This is a genomic window from Devosia sp. 2618, assembly GCF_040546815.1.
GTDB lineage: Bacteria > Pseudomonadota > Alphaproteobacteria > Rhizobiales > Devosiaceae > Devosia.
On the sequence record NZ_JBEPOO010000001.1, the window covers coordinates 1,087,002 to 1,108,804 of the forward strand.

The 21,803-nt window shown below is 61.4% G+C and carries 25 protein-coding genes; 14 read left to right on the forward strand and 11 right to left on the reverse strand.

Translation table 11 applies throughout. The annotated features are described in order from the left end of the window. Positions 1-42: 42 nt before the first annotated feature. On the reverse strand, positions 43-1,251 hold the full coding sequence (locus ABIE28_RS05415; RefSeq protein WP_354060851.1) for an FAD-dependent monooxygenase: 1,209 nt from the start codon (positions 1,249-1,251) through the stop codon (positions 43-45). 8 nt (positions 1,252-1,259) lie between these two features. After that, the gene (locus tag ABIE28_RS05420; RefSeq protein ID WP_354060853.1) at positions 1,260-1,505 is read right to left on the reverse strand and encodes a zinc-finger domain-containing protein; all 246 of its coding nucleotides are present in this window, start codon (positions 1,503-1,505) and stop codon (positions 1,260-1,262) included. Between the two features lie 124 nt (positions 1,506-1,629). On the opposite strand from ABIE28_RS05420, the gene ABIE28_RS05425 reads away from it, so the two are divergent. The 3 genes from ABIE28_RS05425 (at position 1,630) to ABIE28_RS05435 (ending at position 3,701) form a co-directional block, all read left to right on the forward strand. After that, positions 1,630-2,409 carry an alpha/beta fold hydrolase gene (locus ABIE28_RS05425; RefSeq protein ID WP_354066407.1) on the forward strand — a complete coding sequence of 260 codons (780 nt, stop codon included), beginning with the start codon at positions 1,630-1,632 and terminating at the stop codon, positions 2,407-2,409. Between the two features lie 86 nt (positions 2,410-2,495). Then, positions 2,496-3,323, forward strand: a complete 828-nt coding sequence (gene cysE / locus ABIE28_RS05430; protein WP_354060855.1) for a serine O-acetyltransferase — start codon at positions 2,496-2,498, stop codon at positions 3,321-3,323. 159 nt (positions 3,324-3,482) lie between these two features. Continuing rightward, the gene (locus tag ABIE28_RS05435) at positions 3,483-3,701 is read left to right on the forward strand and encodes a DUF3126 family protein (RefSeq protein WP_354060857.1); all 219 of its coding nucleotides are present in this window, start codon (positions 3,483-3,485) and stop codon (positions 3,699-3,701) included. A 236-nt stretch (positions 3,702-3,937) separates the two neighbouring features. On the opposite strand, the gene ABIE28_RS05440 is transcribed toward ABIE28_RS05435, so the two are convergent. Further along, complete coding sequence (locus ABIE28_RS05440; RefSeq protein WP_354060859.1) at positions 3,938-4,609, reverse strand: hypothetical protein; 672 nt, start codon at positions 4,607-4,609, stop codon at positions 3,938-3,940. 119 nt (positions 4,610-4,728) lie between these two features. Here ABIE28_RS05440 and ABIE28_RS05445 point away from each other — a divergent pair, with 119 nt between their 5' ends. Continuing rightward, positions 4,729-5,049 carry a DUF6949 family protein gene (locus tag ABIE28_RS05445; protein WP_354060861.1) on the forward strand — a complete coding sequence of 107 codons (321 nt, stop codon included), beginning with the start codon at positions 4,729-4,731 and terminating at the stop codon, positions 5,047-5,049. 140 nt (positions 5,050-5,189) lie between these two features. On the opposite strand, the gene ABIE28_RS05450 is transcribed toward ABIE28_RS05445, so the two are convergent. From ABIE28_RS05450 to ABIE28_RS05460, 3 genes are all read right to left on the reverse strand, one after another. Continuing rightward, on the reverse strand, positions 5,190-5,822 hold the full coding sequence (locus ABIE28_RS05450; protein ID WP_354060863.1) for a transglutaminase-like cysteine peptidase: 633 nt from the start codon (positions 5,820-5,822) through the stop codon (positions 5,190-5,192). Positions 5,823-6,092: 270 nt separating this feature from the next. Continuing rightward, positions 6,093-6,725 carry a PilZ domain-containing protein gene (locus ABIE28_RS05455; protein WP_354060865.1) on the reverse strand — a complete coding sequence of 211 codons (633 nt, stop codon included), beginning with the start codon at positions 6,723-6,725 and terminating at the stop codon, positions 6,093-6,095. 130 nt (positions 6,726-6,855) lie between these two features. Continuing rightward, complete coding sequence (locus tag ABIE28_RS05460; RefSeq protein WP_354060867.1) at positions 6,856-7,509, reverse strand: PAS domain-containing protein; 654 nt, start codon at positions 7,507-7,509, stop codon at positions 6,856-6,858. A 180-nt stretch (positions 7,510-7,689) separates the two neighbouring features. Here ABIE28_RS05460 and ABIE28_RS05465 point away from each other — a divergent pair, with 180 nt between their 5' ends. Continuing rightward, positions 7,690-8,424 carry a rhomboid family intramembrane serine protease gene (locus ABIE28_RS05465; protein ID WP_354060869.1) on the forward strand — a complete coding sequence of 245 codons (735 nt, stop codon included), beginning with the start codon at positions 7,690-7,692 and terminating at the stop codon, positions 8,422-8,424. Between the two features lie 258 nt (positions 8,425-8,682). Here ABIE28_RS05465 and hisI read toward each other — a convergent pair whose 3' ends face one another. Together hisI and folE are read right to left on the reverse strand one after the other, a co-directional pair. Then, positions 8,683-9,129 carry a phosphoribosyl-AMP cyclohydrolase gene (gene hisI / locus ABIE28_RS05470; protein WP_354060871.1) on the reverse strand — a complete coding sequence of 149 codons (447 nt, stop codon included), beginning with the start codon at positions 9,127-9,129 and terminating at the stop codon, positions 8,683-8,685. Between the two features lie 178 nt (positions 9,130-9,307). Further along, the gene (folE, locus tag ABIE28_RS05475) at positions 9,308-9,931 is read right to left on the reverse strand and encodes a GTP cyclohydrolase I FolE (RefSeq protein ID WP_354060873.1); all 624 of its coding nucleotides are present in this window, start codon (positions 9,929-9,931) and stop codon (positions 9,308-9,310) included. A 145-nt stretch (positions 9,932-10,076) separates the two neighbouring features. On the opposite strand from folE, the gene ABIE28_RS05480 reads away from it, so the two are divergent. Next, positions 10,077-10,529 carry an iron-sulfur cluster assembly scaffold protein gene (locus tag ABIE28_RS05480; protein WP_354060875.1) on the forward strand — a complete coding sequence of 151 codons (453 nt, stop codon included), beginning with the start codon at positions 10,077-10,079 and terminating at the stop codon, positions 10,527-10,529. Further along, on the forward strand, positions 10,529-10,840 hold the full coding sequence (yidD, locus tag ABIE28_RS05485) for a membrane protein insertion efficiency factor YidD (protein WP_354060877.1): 312 nt from the start codon (positions 10,529-10,531) through the stop codon (positions 10,838-10,840). The genes ABIE28_RS05480 and yidD overlap by 1 nt, the downstream gene beginning before the upstream one ends. A 7-nt stretch (positions 10,841-10,847) precedes the next feature. Here the strand turns inward: yidD and ABIE28_RS05490 are convergent, their stop codons facing one another. Continuing rightward, positions 10,848-11,630: a CPBP family intramembrane glutamic endopeptidase gene (locus ABIE28_RS05490; RefSeq protein WP_354060879.1), complete on the reverse strand. Its 783-nt coding sequence runs from the start codon at positions 11,628-11,630 to the stop codon at positions 10,848-10,850. Positions 11,631-11,796: 166 nt separating this feature from the next. On the opposite strand from ABIE28_RS05490, the gene thrS reads away from it, so the two are divergent. From thrS to ABIE28_RS05515, 5 genes are all read left to right on the forward strand, one after another. Further along, positions 11,797-13,776, forward strand: coding sequence for a threonine--tRNA ligase (thrS, locus tag ABIE28_RS05495; RefSeq protein WP_354060881.1), 1,980 nt, complete (start codon positions 11,797-11,799; stop codon positions 13,774-13,776). A gap of 2 nt (positions 13,777-13,778) precedes the next feature. Beyond that, positions 13,779-14,009 carry a hypothetical protein gene (locus tag ABIE28_RS05500; protein WP_354060883.1) on the forward strand — a complete coding sequence of 77 codons (231 nt, stop codon included), beginning with the start codon at positions 13,779-13,781 and terminating at the stop codon, positions 14,007-14,009. Between the two features lie 155 nt (positions 14,010-14,164). Further along, entirely contained in the window at positions 14,165-14,596 is a 432-nt protein-coding gene (gene arfB, locus ABIE28_RS05505; RefSeq protein WP_354060885.1) for an alternative ribosome rescue aminoacyl-tRNA hydrolase ArfB, read from the forward strand. A gap of 48 nt (positions 14,597-14,644) precedes the next feature. Then, on the forward strand, positions 14,645-15,646 hold the full coding sequence (locus tag ABIE28_RS05510) for an NAD-dependent epimerase/dehydratase family protein (RefSeq protein ID WP_354060887.1): 1,002 nt from the start codon (positions 14,645-14,647) through the stop codon (positions 15,644-15,646). Then, positions 15,639-17,072 carry a phosphohexomutase domain-containing protein gene (locus ABIE28_RS05515; RefSeq protein ID WP_354066408.1) on the forward strand — a complete coding sequence of 478 codons (1,434 nt, stop codon included), beginning with the start codon at positions 15,639-15,641 and terminating at the stop codon, positions 17,070-17,072. The genes ABIE28_RS05510 and ABIE28_RS05515 overlap by 8 nt, the downstream gene beginning before the upstream one ends. A gap of 5 nt (positions 17,073-17,077) precedes the next feature. On the opposite strand, the gene ABIE28_RS05520 is transcribed toward ABIE28_RS05515, so the two are convergent. Next, positions 17,078-18,886, reverse strand: a complete 1,809-nt coding sequence (locus ABIE28_RS05520) for an aq_1923 C-terminal domain (RefSeq protein WP_354060889.1) — start codon at positions 18,884-18,886, stop codon at positions 17,078-17,080. Between the two features lie 166 nt (positions 18,887-19,052). Beyond that, complete coding sequence (locus ABIE28_RS05525; RefSeq protein ID WP_354060890.1) at positions 19,053-20,039, reverse strand: RgsD C-terminal domain-containing protein; 987 nt, start codon at positions 20,037-20,039, stop codon at positions 19,053-19,055. Between the two features lie 190 nt (positions 20,040-20,229). Here ABIE28_RS05525 and ABIE28_RS05530 point away from each other — a divergent pair, with 190 nt between their 5' ends. Together ABIE28_RS05530 and ABIE28_RS05535 are read left to right on the forward strand one after the other, a co-directional pair. Then, entirely contained in the window at positions 20,230-20,808 is a 579-nt protein-coding gene (locus tag ABIE28_RS05530) for a nitroreductase family protein (protein ID WP_354060892.1), read from the forward strand. 82 nt (positions 20,809-20,890) lie between these two features. After that, positions 20,891-21,703, forward strand: a complete 813-nt coding sequence (locus ABIE28_RS05535) for a transglycosylase SLT domain-containing protein (protein WP_354060894.1) — start codon at positions 20,891-20,893, stop codon at positions 21,701-21,703. Positions 21,704-21,803 lie beyond the last annotated feature (100 nt).

A 21,803-nucleotide genomic window follows, 5' to 3' on the forward strand; every position in this document is an offset into this window, starting at 1 on the left:
CCGAAGCATGCTTGTGGGTTCCAAACCCGATGCACCTTGCCCTCAATTATTTATCCCGGGCGGAGCATACACCGGTTGGGTATCGTGGGCATAAAGCCAGTCCAGCCGCCGCAGATGGCCGCGGCTGCCTTGCAGGGCGATGACGCTGTTGCGGGCGACGCTGAGCGGCCATGCCATATGGAAAATGCGACCATTCATCGCTGAGGTCTTGGCGACCCTGGCGACGCGCTGCTGGCGAATCTGTTGGTAATTTTCAAAGGCTTGGGCGGCGCTGTTCTCGGAAATCAGCAGCGGCGCGAGCACTGCCGCGTCCTCGATGCCCATGGCGGCGCCCTGCGCCTGGAACGGCACCATGGCGTGCGCGGCATCGCCGATGAGTCCGACATTGCCCTGGTGCCAGACTGGCGTCTCGACGGTGTAAAGCGGCCAGTGGGTCCAGCTTTCGCCTGCGGCGGCCAGGATTGCGTCGATGCCGGGGCTGGGGCGGCGTGGCTTGCGCAGGATCGGGTGGGTGCCGAGATCGCCGTGGGTCTGGGCCACTTGAGCGAAGAGGGCGACGTTGACCTGACGGCGATGCGGCAGGGGATAACACACCATGTGATAGCCCGGCCCGAACAGCACCGAGACGCGATCGAGGGCGATCTGGCCGGAGACAGAATCAAACGGCAGCAGTGTGCGCCAGGCGACTCGGCCGCCATAGGCGGCAGCGGGGCCGTCGAGGAAGCTGGTGCGGGTGCGGGAGTAGACGCCATCGGCGCCGATTAGTGCCAAGCCCCGTGCAATGCGAGTTTTGGCGGAAGCCTCGTTGATATTGAGGGTGACGCCTTGCTCGCTGGTTTCGGCGTGCTGGACGCTGACGCCGAAGCGAATGTCGATATTTCCAAAGCGGCGGCAGGCAAGATAAAGCGCCTCGGCGAGGTCGGCGCGGTGCATCACCGCATAGGGTGCGCCGAACTTTTCCCGCATGATCGCGCCTAGTTCAAGCGTCACCAGTGGGGTGGCGCGGCGATGGGGATAAATGTCGATGCCGGCGGGTTCGAGGCTGGTCGCCGTGATCGCTTCATCGAGCCCGAGGCGGTTGAGAATGCGCCGCGCATTGGGGCTGATCTGGAGGCCGGCGCCGAATTCGGAGATGGCCAGACTGCGCTCGAGAACGGTGACCGTGGCGCCGAATTTTGCCAAGGCGAGGGCTAGAGTCAGCCCCGCTATTCCCGCGCCAGCGATATAGAAACTACGGCCCGTGCCGGGCATGATCGCGCTCAGGCGGCAGCGTCGTGGTAAATGGCGGAAGGCGGATTGGACGCGCCGGGCGCAAGACGCGAATTAAACACGTAGTGCGTTGAACAATAAGGACAAACGATCTCGTTATCCTTGCCCATGTCGAGATAGACGTGGGGGTGATCAAACGGAGGCAAAGCGCCGATGCACTGGAATTCCTTGGAGCCGACCTCGATTTGACGAAGGCCTTCGGTATTGTGAAAGTGGGGCGTAGTGCCGTGTGCCATGGCGATAAACCTGTTTGATTTGGCCGGACCATATGCCAAGCACGGATTGAAGGAAAGGGTTCAGCCCCTTTCGATTTTGCCTTAGCAGATTGCCCGAATTCGTTAGCACATTGCTAGCATTGAGATCAGGACGCGTGACTTGCCCAAATTTGAATCCGACGGTTTGACCCTGGCCTACGAATCCGCTGGCGACGGTCCGCCGGTATTGTGCATCCATGGTTTTGCATCGAGCGGCAAGGTCAACTGGATCGATACCGGCTGGGTGGAAACGCTGACCACCGCCGGCTATCGCGCCATCACGCTCGACAATCGCGGGCATGGCGCTTCCGACAAACCGTACGATCCGGAACAATACTATCCGCGCGACATGGCACAGGACGCCGTGGCGCTGCTCGACCATCTTGGAATCGAGCGGGCGGCAGTGCTGGGCTATTCAATGGGCGCGCGGATCGCTGCCTTCATGGCGTTTGAGCACGAGGAGCGGGTCGCCTGCGCCATCTTCGGCGGCATGGGCATGAACCTGATCAATGGGCTGAGCGACGGTAATGACATCATCTCGGGACTGCTGGCGCCATCGCTGGATGGTCTGACGCATCCGACGGCGCGGCAGTTCCGGATTTTTGCCGAGCATACCGGGGCCGACCGCGAGGCGCTGGCCGCCTGCATGGAAACTTCGCGCCAGCCGATGGCGCGGGCCGATGTGCGGCGGATCAATGTGCCGGTGCTGGTGGCAGTGGGTGAGGCGGATGTGATGGCCGGGGCGCCGGAGCCTTTGGCCGAGATGCTGCCGCAGGGCGAGGCGTTCACTATTCCCAAGCGCGATCACATGCGGGCGACCGGCGACAAGGCGTTCAAGACCGCAGCGCTGGCGTTTTTAGGCAGGACGTTCGCCGTCGACAGCTAAACGTGAACCAATTTGCCCGTGTGGGCTTTGTTTTGGGGCATCAAATAGCTTATATCGTTGACTCTCGATGAAGTGGAGACGCGCCAATGTCCAGCAGCGCCAACAAGACAGCAAATATCAAATCGGTTGATCCGGTTTGGGAAGCTGTGCGTGCCGGTGCGCGACAGATCGTGGCGAGCGAGCCTTCGCTGGCCAATATGGCGATGTCTTCGATTCTCAACCACGACTCGTTCGAGCAGGCGCTGGCGCATCGACTGGCTGCACGGCTCGATCATGACGACGTGTCGGCTGATTTGATCCGTCAGGCTTTTGCCGAGACGCTGACGGATTCGCCCGGTATTGCCGAGAGCGCGCGCGTCGATCTGGCGGCAACGATGGAGCGCGATCCGGCGTGCCATCGCGCCATCGAGCCGCTGCTGTATTTCAAGGGCTATCAGGCCATTCAGACGCACCGCTTTGCTCATGCCATGTTTGTGGCCGGGCGCCGTGATTTTGCGCTCTATCTCCAGAGCCGGGCCAGCCAGGTGTTCCAGGTGGATATCAATCCCGCCGTGCGGATGGGCAAGGGCATCATGCTCGACCATGGCACGGGTCTCGTGATCGGCGAAACGGCAGTGGTGGGCGACAATGTTTCCATGCTGCAGAATGTGACGCTGGGCGGCACTGGCAAGTCGGATCAGGATCGCCATCCCAAGATCGGCAATGGCGTGCTGATTGGGGCAGGGGCGACCGTTTTGGGCAATATCCAGATCGGCGATTGCTCGCGCATTGGCGCCGGTTCGGTTGTGCTCAAGGAAGTGCCGCCGCGCGTGACGGTTGCCGGTGTTCCGGCCAAGGTGATCGGCGAAGCGGGCTGTGCACAGCCGGCGCTGGTGATGGATCAGGTTGTGCTGGTGCACGACCTCAACGGCTAGTCCCGTCGATTTGGGCTGGTCACTTCCGGCTTGATGCGGCGACTGCCGCGCAAGCCGACTGCTCAGGTTGTCACCGCTAAAATGCCACGCTTGAGGGGTTGTGTGCGTTGAAAGGGTGACTAGATTGCCGCCTCAACGCAAATCAGCAGGACAGACCCCGTGAACCATCCCGAGATCATCAAGCTGCAGAAGTTCCTGCAGATGAAATTCAACAACACCAATATCGACGTGCGTCCGCGCCCAAAGCTCAATGACTCGGTCGAAGTGTTCATCGGCGATGAATCGATCGGCCTGATCCACGCCGACGACGAAGACGGCGACAAGTCCTACATCTTCAACATGTCGATCCTCGATATCGATCTGGATGAAGTCAGCTAAGGCTGAGTTGATTGAGATGATGCATTGGTCCCCGCGCGAGCGGGGATTTTTGTTTTTGGGGGATTTTTTAGGGTTTTTCTACGGGATACCCCCAGCTGCCATTCGACCATAGGTCTCATGGCCTTCTCACCTAAAATCACGCCACTGGCGTGATTTTGCCTTCGGCCGGATCGAAGTCCCCCTGATAGGGGGAGGAATCCGCTTAGTGGGTGACCACCTATCGATGTCTTACCGGCTCACCACGCGCCGATGGGGGTTAGCCATTTTTGGGCCTGGGTGTCGAAGGCGCGCCAGGATTGCAGCAGGGATGCGTCGAAGGTGTAGACGGCGGCGATGCCGCTGGGGAGGTACACCGTGCGGACGCATTGAGAGGCGCCGTCGGGGGTGACGGGGGCGAGGCATTTGGCGACGAAGGGGTTGGGCGAGAGAGCGTCGTACCAGACGCTTTCGTTGGCAAAGCCCGAATTGCCGAACATTGGCTTGCCGACGAGGCCGGGGACGCCGCTCAGCGTCTGGTCGCCGAACTGGTGCAGATAGACGGCGTCGAGCAGGCTGGCGCTGGCACGGGCGCGGCTGCGGGGCAGGAGCGTTATGTCGATAGGGCGGGCGGCATCGGCGTCGCCGAACATGACGCGCAGGTCGATCTGATTGGTAAAGCCATCCTTGATCTGTTCGCCGTAGCGGAACCAGCTGGTGGGGATGGATAGCTCGGTGCCCGAAATAGTCTGGATGATCGGATCGCCGTCATTGAGGCGGGGAACCCGGTGTTCGCCGACCGCGCCCATTTCGTCCACCAGATAGGCGGCGCCGACCGCGAGCAGCAGCACCATCACCGCGATGCCGGCCATGTTGAAGGCCAGCGATGAGCCGCCAGAACTGCGCTCAGCGGGCGCCGATTGAGAACTCATGACCAGCGTTAACCATTTTTGGCGAGAGGGCGTGACACTTCAACTGGGGGTCAATATGCTTAATGAAGGGTTAACAGTGACGTTAAATGCGTCACGAACGGCTACGGGGACATACCGGCATGTCGACAGAACTTATGCTTGCCGCGTTCCTGATTGGCGTTGGTCTGTGTATCGCGGGTGCGGGGACGCATTTGTACCAGGGTTTCGCCAAGCAACAGGCCATGCTGCGCTATGACGGCAAGAGCTACGTGTCGGCCATGGGCAATGTGCTGATGAGCTTTGTGTGCGGGCCCTACATCATGCTGCAGATGGGCTGGCGGCATGAAGAGGGCGGCACGATGTCGATGACGTCGGCGCTCGTGTCGGCCGTGGTCGCCTTTGGCTGGGCCTTCATTACCGGCCTGCTCTTTATGGGCATGTACGTCGCTATTCGGTTTTAGGCGCGCTTGCTGCCGGACGTCACCCGGCAGTGCTCATGCGCCAATACAATGAGGCCAGCTTCGTTTTCGCGAAGCTGGCCTCATTCTTCAGACCTCTATCAGGGTTAGGCTTTGGGCGAGGTCCGGAAACTTTTTAAGCGTTACTTGATGGCGGCGGTGATGGTGACGATGTCACGATCATCAAACATATCGACCCACTTGCCGGCATCGGCCTGCGACTGGCGCTTGATGAACTTGTAGGGCGTGTTGCTCCACAGCTCGATCGAGCCAACCTGATTGTCGAGAACGAGATCGCCACGATCGGTGCGCACGACCAGCACGGCATGGCCTTCGCCATTGGTCTGCTTGACCACAGTCATCAGCAGGGTGCTGGCTGGCCAGCCGGCATTGATCAGGTCGCGGCGCTTGGCCAGCGCGTAGTCTTCACAATCGCCATAGCCGTTCGGGTAGGTCCAGAATTCTTCAACGCCATAGAGGTCCATGTCCGAGACAGGGACGATGGCCTGGTTGTTGTAGGCGTTGACGTTGATCAGTTCCTGCCACAGGCGCTCGTCCAGCGAGACGGCGCTGACGGGATTGGAGTGAGGGCGGCATTCATCGGCGCGGGACTTGCAGAACTCAGCGTGGCCAACTGGAATGCTGGTTGGGCCCTTGGAGGTCTGAATGAAAGCGACGTTGGTCAGATCCAAAGCCTGGACGGGGGCCAGCGAAGCGGCGAGTGCGAGCAGTGCACCCATCAACGCGGTCAGCAGTCCCTTTTTGTTCGATGCCATATGAATGATCTCCCTGATGGAGACCACGCTAAGGGGCCCGGATTTCGGCGATCCGAAAACTATTACGCAGTTTTTATGCGTGTTTTATCGATTGGATTCAGGGGCGATTAACCATGCACTTCAAGGGCTTGGTTGGTGCGGCTCAGGATCGGAGTCCGAATGGCGCTTGCGCCCCGCCGTTTGCGATGTGGCGGCAGGAGAACGGCAAAAAAATGGCGCCCGGATACTGGATCGGGGCGCGCATGATCTTTGGAGGGCGGCGTTTGGTGGTCAGTTCATCCGCAGATTTTGCTGGATGACCGACATCATTTCCTGCGCCGAGGCAAACTCGACGGCAACACCGTTCTGGAAATGGCGGACGACGCGGGCGCGCATACGGCCCAGGGTAACCGGGGTACCCATGGCAGGACGCACATCGAGTTCGATGCCGGCGCCCGATAGCGAGATGTCGATGATCTTGCAATTGTAGCGGCGGCCATCGTCGAGCACGACGGTGGAGTGGCGAATGTCGGGCACGACGCGTTCGTGGCGACGATCTTCGGGCAGATTGAGAATGTCTTTGTTGGACAGCCAGGTCAGCTGGGCCGCCATCTTGTCGCGCTTGCGCGGCGAAGCGGCGATATCCATGACGAAGCCGCCATCGATCTGGGACTGGATGGTGCCCTCGATGCGGCCGATGTGATCGACATAGGCGACGATGCGCTCGCCGGGAATGCCGGGAACGGGCGCGATGATGACAGCATCGCCGGGCGACATTTCAAGAATTTGGCAGGGAAATTCGCGGCGGTCGGCCAGCATATAGCGGCCGAGGACCGAGACTTTGACGCGCTGAAATTTGGTGGATTCGGCGCGCGTGCGTGCGGGGGCGATGAATTGGGGGGAGGGGAGATCGTCGCTGAGCATTCGCCGCACCGCTTTGAGCCGATGTTTTTCAACAGCAGGCTATACGGTCTTGGTTAACGGAAAGTGTTGGCCTTGGTAGATCTGCGGAGGCAAAGACAGCAGAAATTGCTGCCTTTTCAGTGAGAAATACTTACTGACGTCCACCATCAATTACAGCGAGATGGGCATAACGGCGCGCGCTGCGACCATAGACAACAGCAGGCATGGCCGAAGGGGCGCCGGCATTGGCGTAACCGAAGTCGTTGACGACCTTGGTTTCGACTTCGCGGGCGGAGTCTTCAAACGAGACATCGTCTGGCCAGATCAGGCGCAGGCCGGTGATGCGCTGTTCCATGATGGGCTGCACGCCGAGCCAATAGGGCTCGTCGAGCGCGGTCATGGCGCCGAGCAGGCGGGTGTGGGTCGAGCCGTTGTGACGCAGCGGCATCAGGATGGTTTCGAAGGTCACCTTGGTGTGCAGCGCGGTGGTGCCCTGGAAGGTGACCAATGCGACGGCGTGATCTTCGGTGACGGCGCGGAGCAGGGTTTCCATCGCGTCGGTATCGCGCTCATGCCAGAGCGCAGAGAAGGAGCGGCCCTTCAGTTCGCGGCAATAGCTGGTGCAGAGGTGCGAACCGGCGAGGCGGAACGAGAACTTTTCGCTCTCGTCGAGTTCGAGAATGAAAGTGTTGGCGAGGGCTTCGCGAATACGAGTCGGATCGATATCTTTGCGGTCGGGCGCGCTGCGCGCACCACGAATGGCATTCCAGTATTCATAGAGCGTCTTGGTGCTCGTCTTCTGCATGATATCCGATCCGCAAACCCATTGGCAGGCGCTCGCGCTTGGAACGCCACCACCACGGGCCGATATTAGGAAACCCGCGCGCCAAAAGCGCTCTTAAAGAAGAGTTAAGGTTAACGCGGCCGTCGCAATGTGGAAAAGAAGAGCGGAAGGCGCAGGGCGCCAGCGAGTCGGAGCTAAGTGATGAGTGAACAAGGTCAGCCGCCCGAAACTTCAGCCACGCCCGCGCGCGAGCCGGTTTTCCTGCTGCCGGGGTCGGTTACGGCGGTCGTCGGGGTTTTCATCGCTGTTCACCTTGCGTCAACCCTGGTGCTTAACCAGCAGGGCTATCTGGAACTGATCTTCTGGTTTGCGTTCCAGCCGCTGCGGATCATTGCGGCGAGCAGCGATCTGTCGCTGGCGGTGCCGCTGATCTGGACGCCGTTCAGCCACGCGCTGCTGCATGGCGGGTGGGAGCATCTGATCGTTAATACGGCGTGGTTTGCGATTTTCGCGACGCCGGTGGCGCGCCGCTATGGGGCAGGGCCGATGCTGGCGATCTTTTTCGTTTCGGCAGCGGCAGGGGCGGCGCTGTTTGCGGCGACGACGCTCTATAGCGGGTCGTATCTGATCGGGGCCTCGGGGGGTATTTCCGGGCTGACCGGGGCGGCGGTGCGGTTCATTTTCCAGCCGGTGATCGTGGCGCAGCATCCTGAAACGGGCGAGCGAGTCGTGCTGGGGCGGCGGCTGGCGTCGTTTGGCGATCTGATGCGGGATAACCGGGCGCGGTTTTTCGTACTGATCTGGGTGGTGCTCAATGCCGCCGTGCCACTGGTGCCGCTGCTGACAGGCGAGCAGCTGTCGGTGGCTTGGCAGGCGCATCTGGGCGGGTTTTTTGCCGGGATTTTGATGGTGGGGCTGTTCGAGCGGAAGAGCTGAGGGGCGGTTTCGCAGTAGCCCTCATCCTGAGCTTGTCGAACCACGAGGGCTTGGCGGGATTGGGATGCCCGACCTCGTGGTTCGACGGGCTCACCATGCGGTCTCAGGGCATCGGCCGCTGCCGAAAACGCTGCGCTGTCCTCGGACTTGATCCGAGGACCATTCAGAGCTCATGCAGCGTCGGGAGTGGCCCTCGGATCAAGTCCGAGGGACGAGGTGGTGGGCGTGGGGGCATTAGGGGCCAGCTTTGGGCCTGCCTCAGTACACATCCTTAGGATCAAACAGCTTTGGAAGGCCGGTGTCTTGCAGGGTGACGGCGCTGCCGGCGACTACCGCGCGGCGGTAGAAGCAGCTCTTTCGGCCGGTGTGGCAGGCGGCGCCGCGGCCGGTTTGGTGGACGGTCATGACGATGGCGTCCTGATCGCAATCGGTGCGGAGTTCGACCACTTCCTGCAGCTCGCCGGAGGTTTCGCCCTTTTTCCAGAGTTTGGCGCGCGAGCGGGACCAGTAGTGCGCGATGCCTGTCTCAAGCGTAAGCGAGAGGGCTTCGGCGTTCATATGCGCGAGCATCAAGACATCGTTGGTGCCGGCTTCGATGGTGACGACGGTCACGAGCCCAGACGCGTCGAAGCGTGGGGCGAAGGCGGTGCCTTCCTCAAGCTCGGCATGGGGGAGGGGCGCTGGGTCGGTGAAGGCGATGGTCATGATGGCCTTGGGCGGCGAAGGTGAGTTGTTCAGAGGATACCGACCACCGCCATTCGGGCATAGCCCTCATGGCCTTCGCACCTAAAATCACGCCACTGGCGTGATTTTGCCTCCGGCCGGCTTGAAGTCCCCCTGATAGGAGGAGGAATCCGCGCTGTGGATTTGGCAGGATCATGCGTTAGCGCTTGATCATCGCGAAGAAGCGGTCTTGTTCGGTGCGGTCTTCGGCGAAGACGCCGGTGAAGCGATGCGTGATGGTGGAGGCGCCGTGGGCGCGCACGCCGCGCATCGACATGCACATATGTTCGGCTTCCATCATGACCGCCGCGCCGCGCGGGCCGAGGTGTTCGTTGATGGCGTCGATGATCTGTGCGGTCAGGTTTTCCTGGGTCTGCAGGCGCTTGGCGAAAACTTCCACGAGACGCGCCAGCTTGGACAGGCCGACCACGCCATCATGCGGCAGGTAAGCGATATGTGCCTTGCCGACGAATGGGACCATGTGGTGTTCGCAATGGGAGCTGAACGGAATATCGCGCACCAGCACGATATCGTCATAGCCGCCGACTTCGCGGAAGGTCTTTGAGAGGACTGTCTTGGCGTCCTGGCCGTAGCCGGCGAAGAACTCGCCATAGGCGCGGGCAACGCGGCCGGGCGTTTCGATCAGGCCCTCGCGGGTCGGATCATCGCCGGCCCAGGCGAGCAGCGTGCGCACGGCGGCTTCCGCTTCTTCCTGGGTTGGGCGGACAGCTGGCGTGGTGGACGGGGGAAAGGCAGTCCCGACGGGCTTGGTGCGGGCATCCATTTCGATCGGCTCCTTTGCGCGAGCCACTGATACGCGGCACCGGCGATTTTGGACCAGTCGGCGGGTGTTTACCCTGACAGTCCGTCCAGAACGCCCTATATAAGGCGCAGCGCGCGAGGCGACAAGAAACAGAATTGTTGGTTTGATGGAACTAAGCGATCTCTATTCCCAGAAGATCCTTGACCTGGCAGGCAACGCCCTGCAGCCGGGCCGTTTGCCGCACCCCGATGCCAGCGCCCGCAAGGTGAGCCGGGTGTGTGGTTCGGTGGTCGAAGTCGATGTGGTGGTGCGCGATGGCGTGATCGTTGAATATGGCCACGAGGTTTCGGCCTGTGCACTGGGCCAGACCTCGGCGGCTGTGGTGGCGCGCGAGATCGTCGGGACGCCGACTGGGGAGTTCCGGCTGCTGCGCGATCAGATGCACGCGATGCTGAAACAGGATGGGCAGCCGCCTACCGGCAAGTGGAGCGATCTGCGTTATTTGGAACCAGTGCGCGACTATCGGGCGCGGCATATGTCGACGCTGCTGGTGTTTGATGCGGTGGTTGAAGCGCTGGAAAAAATCGAATCCACAGAATCGGTTGCGGCGGTCGGCTAATGGATCGAGTCATTGCGATATTCTGGCAGGTGGTGGACCTGCCGTTCAAATTTGCGGCTGTGCTGCTGATCACCATCTACCGCTATACGCTGTCGATGTTCATGGGGCGGACCTGCCGACATCTGCCAAGCTGCTCGGAATATACCCGCGACGCGATCTGGCAATATGGCTTCTGGCCGGGTGGCTGGATGGGACTGGCGCGGTTTGTGCGCTGCCGTCCCGGCGGCACGCATGGCTATGATCCGGTGCCGGAAGCGGTGCCCTCCGCAGCGCGATGGTATGTGCCGTGGACCTATGGGCGGTGGAAGTAGGGCGGCTTTATGCGGCCACAGGGTCGGGTGTGATCGGGCGTCCGACGTGTCGCAGCAGATACAGCGCATAGATCAGTGTCGGTAGCTGGACCAGCACGGGCACGAGCAGCAGTCTCGGATCAACCGGGGCATGGTCTGCGGTGGTGACGAGATTGGCTGTGCCCAGCAGATTGGAAAAATCCCACAGCGCGTGGATGAGCATCGCCGGGAGGATTGAGCCGGTCCGCAGCACGATGGCGAGAAACAGCAGGCCGCTGATGGCGGCGGTAACCGACTGGGCGATGGCGGCAGGTAGATCGCCGGTGGTCAGCGCATTGAACGAGTGGACCGCGCCAAATAGCAGCGTCGTCACAATGATGGCCGGCCAGATCGGCAGGCGTGTGAGCAGGCCCCGGAACAGCACGCCGCGAAAAGCCATTTCCTCGGAAAAGCCAACAAGCACCGTGTTGATGGCGAGGAAGGCGATAACGTGCGGTTCGGGTAAGCCGCTGACCGATGTGAAGCTGAAGAAGGCGAGAACATAGAGCAGCGGCAGCCAGAGCAGCCGAAGCTCGCTTGGACGTTCGGGCCATTTGAAGGCGACATCGGACCAGCGAAACGCGATGACACAGGCAGCGATGAACAGCGAGGCAACCAGCAGGTTGGGTGAGATATTGTTGGTCACTTCATCGGCGATGGGGTGATGGGCAGGACCGATTTGCGGGAGCCAGGCGTCCCAGAACACGGTGATGCCGACCCAGATCAGCGTGACGACAATGGCAATTGGCAGACGTAATGTGTCGGCGCGCATGCGGAGGCCCCCCTTGCCGCAGTATTTGCGTGACCTAACTATGCCCGCAGGGCTTGCAAGTGTCGATTGGGAGACGCGCAACGGGCTGGCATGGCGCAAAAACCGTGCTAGACAGGCCGCCTTGTAGCAATTTCTGCTACATCAATCCTATTTCTGGAGACCTATTATGACGATCAAGGTGACGTTCCCCGACGGTGCAGCTCGCGATTTTCCGCGTGGCACCACCGGGACCACCGTCGTCGAGGGCATCTCCAAGAGCCTCGCCAAGAAGACTGTGGCCATGCGCTGGAACGGCGTGCTCAGCGATCTGAGTGATCCGCTGGAAGCCGATGGCCGCATTGAATTTGTGACGCGCGATAGCGGCTCCAAGGATGTGCTGGAGCTGATCCGGCACGATGCTGCGCACGTGCTGGCAGAAGCGGTGCAGGAGCTGTGGCCGACGACGCAGGTGACGATCGGTCCCGTGATCGAGAACGGCTTTTATTACGACTTCAAGCGTGACGAGCCGTTCTCGGAAGAGGATTTCCCGGCCATCGAAAAGAAGATGGCCGAGATCATCGACCGGGGCGCTGCGTTCACCAAGGAAATCTGGACGCGCGATCAGGCCAAGGCGTTTTTCGATGCGCGTGGCGAGAACTTCAAGGTCGAGCTTGTCGACGCCATTCCGGCTGACCAGTCGCTCAAGATGTACAAGCAGGGTCAGTGGATCGACCTCTGCCGTGGCCCGCATATGCGTTCGGTCAAGGACGTTGGGCTAGCCTTCAAGCTAACCAAGGTGGCCGGCGCCTATTGGCGTGGCGACAGCAATAACCCGGTGCTGAGCCGCATTTACGGCACGGCGTTTGCGACCAAGGAAGAGCTGGAAGCCTATCTCCACATGGTGGAAGAGGCCGAAAAGCGCGATCACCGCAAGATCGGCCAGGAAATGGACCTCTATCACTTCCAGCCGGAAGCGCAGGGGTCGGTGTTCTGGCATCCCAAGGGCTATGTGCTGTACAATCAGATGGAGGCGTATATCCGCCGCCGTCTGAACTCGTCGGGCTATGTGGAAGTCAAAACGCCACAGCTGATGAGCTCCAAATTCTGGGAGCAGTCGGGCCACTGGGGCAAGTATCGCGAAAACATGTTTGTGGTGCCTGACGAAGTGCCGGGCACGGAAGAAGAAGGCCCAGTGCTGAGCGGCAAGGGCGACCTGATGGCGCTCAAGCCGATGAACTGCCCGGCACACGTGCAGATTTTCAATCAAGGCATCAAGAGCTATCGCGACCTGCCGCTGCGTATGGCCGAGTTCGGCTGCTGTCACCGCAACGAGGCGCATGGTGCTTTGCACGGGCTGATGCGCGTGCGCCAGATGACCCAGGACGACGCGCATATTTTCTGCCGCGAAGACCAGATCCAGGCCGAAACCGAGCATTTCGTGCATCTGCTCTATTCGGTCTATGGCCATATGGGCTTCGAGAATGTCGTCATCAAGCTGGCGACGCGGCCGGAAAAGTATGGCGGCACGATCGAGCGTTGGGACGCAGCCGAAAAGGCGTTGGGCGATGCCCTGCGCGCGACTGGCTATGACTTCGAAATCGCGGAAGGCGAGGGCGCGTTCTATGCACCCAAGCTGGAATTCCACCTCAAGGACGCTATCGGGCGTTCGTGGCAGGTGGGGACGCTGCAGCTTGATTATGTGCTGCCCGAGCGGCTTGACGCGACCTACATCGCCGAAGACGGTTCGCGCCAGTATGCCGTGATGCTGCACCGCGCGATCCTTGGGTCGCTCGAGCGGTTCATCGGCATGATGATCGAGAACTATGCCGGCAAGATGCCGATGTGGCTGGCGCCGACGCAGGTTGTCGTCGCGACCATCGTGTCCGAGGCGGATGATTATGCGGTCAAGCTGGTGAACCAGCTCAAGGCGGCGGGGATCCGGGTCGAACTCGACGTGCGCAACGAAAAGATCAACTACAAGGTGCGTGAGCACTCGGTCGGCAAGGTGCCACTGATGTTTGTGGTGGGTCGTCGCGAGGCCGAGGAGGGCACCGTTTCGGTGCGTCGTCTGGGGACCGAAGGTCAGAAGGTCGAGCCGTTCATGGACGCGCTGGTGTCCCTGATGGCCGACGCGACCGCGCCGGACCTCAAGGCAAAGGCTGCCTGATCGTGCCGCAACGTCCGTCCAACCGCGAGATCAAGGCGCTTACTCACCTCGGTGAAGAAAACGCGCTTGGCCCCGATGATTTCAAGGATATCGGCGAAAAGGTTTTCGCCGGTATGCTCAAGAAGGGCTGGGTGATCGAGGCCGAGGGGCTGCCTGGGAAGTACCGGGCGACCATCAAGGGGCTGACGATCCATGAGGGTGAGATCATCTTTGCTGGGCGTTACAGGAACTAGAGCACGTTTCTGGCCCGCCGAGGCGGCCATCTAGCGTGGTTTTCTGCGCTTCCGGTGCTCACGTACTCAATGTACGCTGCGCTCCGGTTCTCGAAAACCGCGCTACCTGACTCGCCTGGGCGGGCCATAAACGCACTCTAGCGCCCGAAACGACCATGCCAGACCTGATCCCTATCACCCGCACCATTTCCATCGATCCAGCCGAGATCGAGGAGACGTTTGTGCGCGCGTCGGGGCCGGGCGGGCAGAACGTCAATAAGGTGTCGAGCGCGGTGCAGCTGCGGTTTGACCTGACCAATTCGCCCAATATTCCCGAGCCGATGAAACGCCGCGTCGCCGTGTTGGCGGGCAAGCGGCTGACCAAAGACGGCATCATTGTCATCACCGCCAATTCACACCGTGACCAGCCAATGAACCGGACGGATGCGCAGGCGCGGCTGGTGGAATTGCTGGTGGCAGGCTCGCATGTGCCCAAGCCGCGGGTCGCGACGCGGCCGACACTGGCCTCTAAGCGGCGGCGACTGGATGGCAAGTCGATCCGGTCGGACGTCAAAAACATGCGCCGCAATCCTATTGACGGGCAGTGACCGACGTCGTTCAGTTGCGCCGTTGCCTAAGCGCGAATTGAGGGCCTTGTGAGGTTTTTTGTTACCGGGACTGCCGGGTTTATCGGTTTTCATCTGGCGCGCCGGCTTTTATCCGAGGGACATAGCGTTGTCGGCTTTGATGGGGTGACCGACTATTACGAGCCTTCGCTCAAACGGGCGCGTCTGGCGGTTCTGGCTGGCGAAGATGGCTTCAGCGCTGTCGAAGGCATGCTGGAAAACGCTGAGTTGTTGAGCGACAGCCTGTCGGCCAGTGCGGCAGATGTTGTGGTGCATCTCGCGGCGCAGGCGGGGGTTCGGTACGGTCTTGAGCATCCTCAGAGCTATGTTCAATCGAACCTGGTGGGAACCGCCAATCTGATCGAGGCCCTGCGGATCGCGCCCCCGCAGCACTTTGTGTTTGGCTCGTCCAGTTCGGTCTATGGCGGCAATACCGACCTGCCATTTGCCGAGAATGATCGGACGGACACTCAGCTTTCGCTCTATGCGGCGACCAAGAAGGCGGGCGAGGCGATGGTGCATTCCTATGCCCATCTGTTTGGCATTCCGTCGACCTGTTTGCGGTTTTTTACGGTCTATGGCCCGTGGGGACGGCCGGACATGGCGCTGTTCAAATTCGTCTCGGCGATCCTCGATGGGCAGTCGATCGATGTTTACGGGCATGGGCAGATGCAGCGCGACTTCACCTATGTCGATGATCTGGTTGAGGCCATTGTCCGGCTGACCAAACTGCCGCCGCTCAGCGGCTCGGCGGTGGCGCATGACAGTCTTTCGGCGGTGGCGCCATATCGGGTGGTCAATATTGCCGGTGGCAGGCCGACGGAGCTTCTGCGGTTTATTGAACTGGTGGAACAGGCGCTGGGCAAGACGGCTGTGCTCAATATGTTGCCGATGCAGCCGGGCGATGTGGTGGCAACGCAGACCGATACGGCGCTCCTGCATGCGCTGATCGGGGATTTGCCGGTGACGCCAATCGAGACCGGGGTCGAGCGGTTCGTTGAGTGGTTCAAGAGCTACTACCGCCGTGCCTGATACAAGCAGCCTCCGGTTTGGGACTTCGGGCCTTCGGGGGTCGGCGGTGGCGTTGGAGGGGCAGGCGGCGCGGGCGTATGTGGCAGCGTTCCTGCGGCATGGTGAGGTGCTTGGGCAGCTTGGCGGTGGACGGGTGTTTGTCGGGCGGGATTTTCGGGAGTCCAGTCCGGGGATACTGCGCGATTGCGTGGCGGCCGTTGAGGCGGCGGGGCTTGCTGCGGTGGATTGTGGGGCGCTTCCGACGCCGGCTTTGGCGCTGCATGCGATGGCGGCGGGCTGTGCGGCGGTGATGGTGACGGGGAGCCATATTCCGGAGGATCGGAATGGGCTGAAGTTCTATTTGCCGACTGGAGAGATCAGTAAGGCCGATGAGGCGGGCATTGTTGCGGCTCTGCGCGATGCGGTGATTGGCGATGCGTTAGGGCCGGTCGTCGATGAGAGGCATGCCGCGATGGAGCGGTATTTTTCTCGGTATTCTGGGCTGCTCGCGGATGGCGCGCTTGTTGGGCTGCGGGTTGGGGTGTTTGAGCATTCGAGCGTTGCGCGGGATGTTCTGGTGCGGGTGTTGGAGTGTTTCGGGGCGACCGTGATGCGGCTGGGGCGGGCCGAGCGCTTCGTGGCGGTTGATACCGAGGCGGTGGGGGATGCGGTGTTTCTGCCGGTGCCCGCATGGGTCGCGGAGCATGGGCTCGATGCGCTGGTTTCGGCGGATGGGGACGGGGACCGGCCACTGCTGGTTGATGCGCAAGGGCAGTTTGTGCGCGGCGATGTGCTGGGGCTGTTGACGGCGTGGTATCTGGGGGCGCGGACGGTGGTGACGCCGGTGACGTCCAGTTCGGGGATTGAGAAGGCCGGAGCGTTCGAGGTGGTGCGGACGCGGGTTGGCTCGCCTTATGTGATCGCGGCGATGGAGGCGGCGGCCGGGCCGGTGGTTGGGTTCGAGGCCAATGGCGGGACGTTTGTTGGCGAGGGGATCGTTGCCCATGGCAGGCCATTGGCGGCATTGGCGACCCGGGATGCGGTATTGCCGATCTTGAGCGTGCTGGGGATGGCGGCTGAGAGGAAGATCGGCGTTGCTCAGCTGGTGGCGGAGCTGGCGCTGCCATGGGCATTGGCGGACCGGCTTCAGCACGTATCGGCCGAGCGCAGTGCGAGGTTTCTAGAGAGGCTGGTGGCCAACGGGGATTATGCCCGGGCGTCGTTTGGCGCTTATGGGATTGGCCGGATTTCAACCGTCGATGGCGTGCAAATTTTTACTGCGGCCGGCGACGTGGTGCATTTTCGGGCGTCGGGGAATGCGCCGGAATTGCGCTGCTATGTCGAGGGGCGGACGCCTGAGATTGCGGCGGAGCTGCTGGCATTTGGCCTGCGGGTGGCGGCAAGCGAGACGGCACAAGAAAAAGGGCCGCCTTTCGGCGACCCTTGAGATTGTTACTTGGCGACTGCCTCGATGGTGACCTTGTCGATCAGGGTTTTTGGATCGGTTTCGGCGGCCATGAAGTCGAAGAAGCCGACGCCAGCGCCGTCCTTGGCGGTGAGGTCGATGGACAGGTGTGCAGCCTTGCCGCTGACGAAGGCGTTGATGGCCGAGCCCAGCTTTTGGGCTTCGGCGGCACCGGCCATGGCGCCGATGATGGTGCCTTCGGCCAGACCGGCAAAGACCGGACGGAGCGTTGCAGCATCGGTGCCCTGTTCGGCGGCGATGCTGGCAAAGATCAGGTCGGTGAGACCTTCATCCTTGATATCGAGCTTGAGGTGGTTGATCGCCAGCTGCATGGCAGCAGCCATGGTGACGTTCTCGTCGAGGCTGAACAGCGCTTCGGTGGCGTTGAGCAGGGAGCCGTTGAGCACGAAACGGGCGAGATCGGCGCCGGTGAGCGAGACCTCGTTGATTGCGATGCGGTCTTCGGCTTCATTCCAGGCTAGATCGATCTTGAAACCGGCATCAACCTTGGTCACGCCCAGATCGATGAGCTTTTGCAGCTGTTCGTCGCCGCTATCGGTGGGCAGGTCGACGACGATGTTGTTGGCATTGACCAGAATGGCGGTGGGGATGCCCTGGAAGTAGTTGGACAGACCGAGGTCAAAGCCGCCGACGCTGGCCTTGATGCGTTCGCCATCGCTCTGCTCGTCTGGAACATCGACAACGACATCCGAGAAGGAGAAGCCGCCAAAGGCGGGGATCAAAGAGCGGGCATTGGCTTCGAGCCAGGCTTCGTCGATGAGTTCGGGGGCGGCTTCCACCGTGGCGATGGCGCTGGTGAAATCGAGCGCCTTCATGGTGAAGTTGCCAATCTGGACGACGCCGTCGTCTTCGACGGTGACATCAAAGCCGTCCATCGAAATGGATGGGTAGATGCCGGGCGTCATGGCGCCCATGGTGATGCCGGCGATACTGAAATCAATGGCGCGATCGCTGTCATCGACGCCTGAGCAGTCAATGCCATCAAAGGTCATTGGAGAGGTTTCGATGGCGGTGAACATGTCGGCATACATGCGCATGATCTTGCCGATCAGTTCGGGAGGCGGTGCATCGGCGCCTTCCAGCGATTGGGCGAGGCTCATGATTTCGGCGAACGAGTATTTGAACGGCCGCGCTTTGACTTCTGCAGCCGCCATGGCGCCGATGTTGCAGGAGATCTCGGTGCTTTCCAGCGAGCCGCCCTCAAAACTGAGGTCGGTATAGATGGTCTTGAGTTCGGTAGAGGCCGGGGCGTCGACCAGACCATAGATGCCGAGAATGGCGTTGATGTCAAAATTGCTGGCTTCGAGCAGGCCGAAGGTCGCGGTGCCTTCGTCGCCGCCATTCACGGAGATTTCGCCAACAGAAATGCTGGTGGCCAGGCCATTGTCGACACTATCGAGGACGATGTCGGAAAGGGTGATGAGCGCGCCACTCGTTTTGCCGTTCACCGTGCTGCTGGCTTCGACGGTGATTTCGGGAATGGTGATACTGGTGGCAGTCAGGCCAGCCAGAGCGTCGGCGTTATCGACGACATTGCCGCTGAAAATGGCGCGCAACGTATCGTCGTCGACATTGGAGTCGATCGCGTCGATTTCGGGGATTTCCACATTGATCGACGTTTCGGGGGCAGCGGCTGGCGCGGTCTGTTCAACCTGCGACGTGCCCTTATCTTTGATCTTCTGGGCCCAGGCGGGACCGGAAGGGAGCGCAACGCTGATCATGCAGGCGGTGGCGAAAATACCCAATCGTTGCCGGGTCGAGGGGCTGAGCGGCATGGAGTTTCTCCCGTTTCATATTGAGGGCAATTTGTGACATTGGCGGCGGGGCAGCAATAGCCAAAGCATAGGTGAGGCGCTGTCAGAGCTGACCGCTGGCCGTTTCGACGGCTTTATCGCGCGGCAGCTTTGACAGTGTTGTGTCGGTGAGCGGCAGTTTCGCCGATCAATAGACCGTGGTCAAAACTTCGATTTCGCGGGGTGACCCGGGCTGGACCTGGAACTCGCGGTTGAAGACCTGCGTGCCCTGCTTTGCTAGCACCAGATATTCGCCTTCGCCCAGAACGGTTGCCGGGAAGGCGCCGAGTTCGGTGAAGACGGTGGCGCCATCCGAGGTTTTGACGGTCCAGTCGACGTCGGCAATGGCCTCGCCGCCTTCTTCGGACACCAGCTTGAACGATATCTGGCTGGCGTGGTGATAGAGCGTGGCGTCGGTCAGTTGGCCGGGTTCGACGCGCAGATCGGCGCGGACGATGGCGTTGATGCTGCCGAAATAAGAGACGATGTGGTAGGTGCCGGCATTGAGGGTGACGATCTCGTTGGGCGACAGGCCCTCGGCCACCATGGCCCGGTCGTTTTCTTCGCCGGCCGTGTAGATGTCGAATTTCAGCAGGTTAGCCGGAATGGGAATGTCGCCGGTGACAGCGGAATTGAGGCGTAGGGCGCCGGCTTCGAGCACGATGGTTTTTTGATTGGCGCCGGGCACGACCGAGAGCGCGTCGCTGGACTGCGCGCGCCCATAGGCGACGTGCACGACATATTCGCCGGGCGGCAGTTCGACGGTCGGCGCGCCGAGATCGGACTTGGCGACGAGCGCCAGTTCGCCGCTGGCGTCAGGCTTGGTGTCAAACACGCGCCAGACGAGGCCATCGGGAATGGGGGCGCCATCGGCGGTGATGCGGGCGCTGAGTTCGACGGGCTGCGGCGCGGAGGTGAGCGCGCTGATCGCGTCGGCGGCCGGATTGGACGCGGCAGGGGCAGAGGGCGCGGGAGGCGGCGTTGCGGGCTCATCGCCCGGATTGGGGCGTGGGCGCGGCATGGGCGGCATTTCGCCAGAGGCTTCCTGCGCGAATACGGTCGTGGTGGCCACGGGGAGGGTCGGCACGGCGGCAGCCAGTACAAGCAAAATGGCGAGTAGTGGTCGCAAACGCATCTGGTTACCCTGGCCTTGTGCCGCGAACGGCTGAATCGGTGGCATCGTCCTAGGCGACGATTGGGGAAAAGCTGTGTCACAGTCGTGCGCCGATGAAAACAGGTCAGTGCGCGCAGTGGAGCAAATTGTCCCACCTTCTAGCGCAAAACCTGTCTTGCCGCTAAAGCTGAGCGCAATCGGAGACTTTGCCATGCCTGCCAATTCCGCCATTCGTGACTATCTGCTGAGCCGTCGTTCCGTGGGGGCCGCCTTTCTGCGCGAGCCGGGGCCAAATGCCGAGGAACTCAAGCAGATTCTGACCATCGGCACGCGCGTGCCGGACCATGGCAAACTGACGCCGTGGCGGTTGATCGTCATCCAGGGCGACGCGCGGCAGGCGGCGGGCGAAAGGCTGGCCGAGATCGCGGCGCGCAACAATCCGGGGCTGGACGAGGCGAGCCTTGATATCGAGCGGGGTCGGTTTCTGCCGTCGCCGCTGACCATTGGTGTGCTGTCATCGCCCAAGGATCATCCCAAGGTGCCCGAGTTCGAGCAGTTGTTGTCGGCGGGCAATGTGGCGTTCAACCTCGAGCACGCGGCGTTTGCGCTGGGCTTTGGCGCGTCGTGGGTGACGCGGTGGTATTCGGTGGATGCCGAAGCCGGGGCGGCGCTTGGGGCGCGCGAGGGCGAGCGGTTTGTGGGCTTTATCCATATTGGTACGCCCACGGCGGTGATCGAGGATCGGCCGCGTCCGGCGCTTGAGGATGTGGTCAGCTACTGGGGCGAGTAGGGCACGTCAGTATGGTTAACGAGGGGTTAACCACTGATGGGCTTCTATAGCAGCACACCGATTCTGCAGGACCAGCCTTGCTATGGGCGTACAGCCAATTTCCGTTCCCCAGAGCCTGGCCTATGTGCTGACGGCCGCCGGCGACCGGAATGGCGTGGACTTCGACTATCTGCTGCAGACGGCGATGCGCGAAAGCAGCCTTAACCCGCAGGCCAAGGCACAGACCTCGTCTGCGGTGGGGCTGTTCCAGTTTCTGGAAGGCACCTGGTTGCAGGTGATGAAGGAAGAGGGGCCGCGACTGGGCTATGGCGAGATCGCCAGCAAAATCCAGCGCTCGTCGCAGGGCGACTATTATGTAAGCGATCCTGCTACTAAGGCGGAAATCCTCAAGCTGCGCGAGAACCCGCAGATTGCGGCCGACCTGGCGGCGGCTTTCACCAAATCCAATGGTGACTACCTGTCGGCGCGGTTCGGGCGGCAGCCGAGCGCGGGTGAGCTTTACATCGCCCATTTCCTGGGAGCGCAGGGCGCCGAGCGGATGTTTACCGCCGGGCTGAGCAATCCCGATCAGATCGCGGCAAACCTCTTTCCCCGGCAGGCGGCGGCGAACAAGGCGATCTTTTATTCCAACGGCCAGCCGAGGACGATCCGCGATGTCTATCGCGTGCTGGTGTCCAAGCATGAGGGCGGCGGGGTGAATGCGCCGTTCGCGACCCAGCAGATGGCCAACCAGCCAGCGGCGCCTGCTGCGCCAGTGGTGGCGTCGCGCTTTTCGCCGGCCAATATGTCGTTTACGGGGCTGTTCAAGAACGAAATCGACGAGCTGCCGGCGGTTGGTGCCGACACGGGCGGTGAGGCCGGGAGCGCGTTCTTTACGCAGCTTTACGGACGCTAGTTGTCGTGGCGCGAAATATTGCGTTAACTATTTGAGTTGAATTGGCCGATTCTCCAGTGAACTGCGTAGTTCTGCGTAAATGCTGGAGTGGCCAATGGAT

What these genes read in the sequence shown, in the direction of transcription:
- ABIE28_RS05415 (WP_354060851.1), bottom strand. Translation starts at nt 1,251, where the DNA reads ATGCCCGGCACGGGCCGTAGTTTCTATATCGCTGGCGCGGGAATAGCG.
- ABIE28_RS05420 (WP_354060853.1), bottom strand. Translation starts at nt 1,505, where the DNA reads ATGGCACACGGCACTACGCCCCACTTTCACAATACCGAAGGCCTTCGT.
- cysE (WP_354060855.1), top strand. Translation starts at nt 2,496, where the DNA reads ATGTCCAGCAGCGCCAACAAGACAGCAAATATCAAATCGGTTGATCCG.
- ABIE28_RS05440 (WP_354060859.1), bottom strand. Translation starts at nt 4,609, where the DNA reads ATGAGTTCTCAATCGGCGCCCGCTGAGCGCAGTTCTGGCGGCTCATCG.
- ABIE28_RS05445 (WP_354060861.1), top strand. Translation starts at nt 4,729, where the DNA reads ATGTCGACAGAACTTATGCTTGCCGCGTTCCTGATTGGCGTTGGTCTG.
- ABIE28_RS05450 (WP_354060863.1), bottom strand. Translation starts at nt 5,822, where the DNA reads ATGGCATCGAACAAAAAGGGACTGCTGACCGCGTTGATGGGTGCACTG.
- ABIE28_RS05455 (WP_354060865.1), bottom strand. Translation starts at nt 6,725, where the DNA reads ATGCTCAGCGACGATCTCCCCTCCCCCCAATTCATCGCCCCCGCACGC.
- ABIE28_RS05460 (WP_354060867.1), bottom strand. Translation starts at nt 7,509, where the DNA reads ATGCAGAAGACGAGCACCAAGACGCTCTATGAATACTGGAATGCCATT.
- ABIE28_RS05465 (WP_354060869.1), top strand. Translation starts at nt 7,690, where the DNA reads ATGAGTGAACAAGGTCAGCCGCCCGAAACTTCAGCCACGCCCGCGCGC.
- hisI (WP_354060871.1), bottom strand. Translation starts at nt 9,129, where the DNA reads ATGACCATCGCCTTCACCGACCCAGCGCCCCTCCCCCATGCCGAGCTT.
- folE (WP_354060873.1), bottom strand. Translation starts at nt 9,931, where the DNA reads ATGGATGCCCGCACCAAGCCCGTCGGGACTGCCTTTCCCCCGTCCACC.
- ABIE28_RS05480 (WP_354060875.1), top strand. Translation starts at nt 10,077, where the DNA reads ATGGAACTAAGCGATCTCTATTCCCAGAAGATCCTTGACCTGGCAGGC.
- yidD (WP_354060877.1), top strand. Translation starts at nt 10,529, where the DNA reads ATGGATCGAGTCATTGCGATATTCTGGCAGGTGGTGGACCTGCCGTTC.
- ABIE28_RS05490 (WP_354060879.1), bottom strand. Translation starts at nt 11,630, where the DNA reads ATGCGCGCCGACACATTACGTCTGCCAATTGCCATTGTCGTCACGCTG.
- thrS (WP_354060881.1), top strand. Translation starts at nt 11,797, where the DNA reads ATGACGATCAAGGTGACGTTCCCCGACGGTGCAGCTCGCGATTTTCCG.
- arfB (WP_354060885.1), top strand. Translation starts at nt 14,165, where the DNA reads ATGCCAGACCTGATCCCTATCACCCGCACCATTTCCATCGATCCAGCC.
- ABIE28_RS05520 (WP_354060889.1), bottom strand. Translation starts at nt 18,886, where the DNA reads ATGCCGCTCAGCCCCTCGACCCGGCAACGATTGGGTATTTTCGCCACC.
- ABIE28_RS05525 (WP_354060890.1), bottom strand. Translation starts at nt 20,039, where the DNA reads ATGCGTTTGCGACCACTACTCGCCATTTTGCTTGTACTGGCTGCCGCC.
- ABIE28_RS05530 (WP_354060892.1), top strand. Translation starts at nt 20,230, where the DNA reads ATGCCTGCCAATTCCGCCATTCGTGACTATCTGCTGAGCCGTCGTTCC.
- ABIE28_RS05535 (WP_354060894.1), top strand. Translation starts at nt 20,891, where the DNA reads ATGGGCGTACAGCCAATTTCCGTTCCCCAGAGCCTGGCCTATGTGCTG.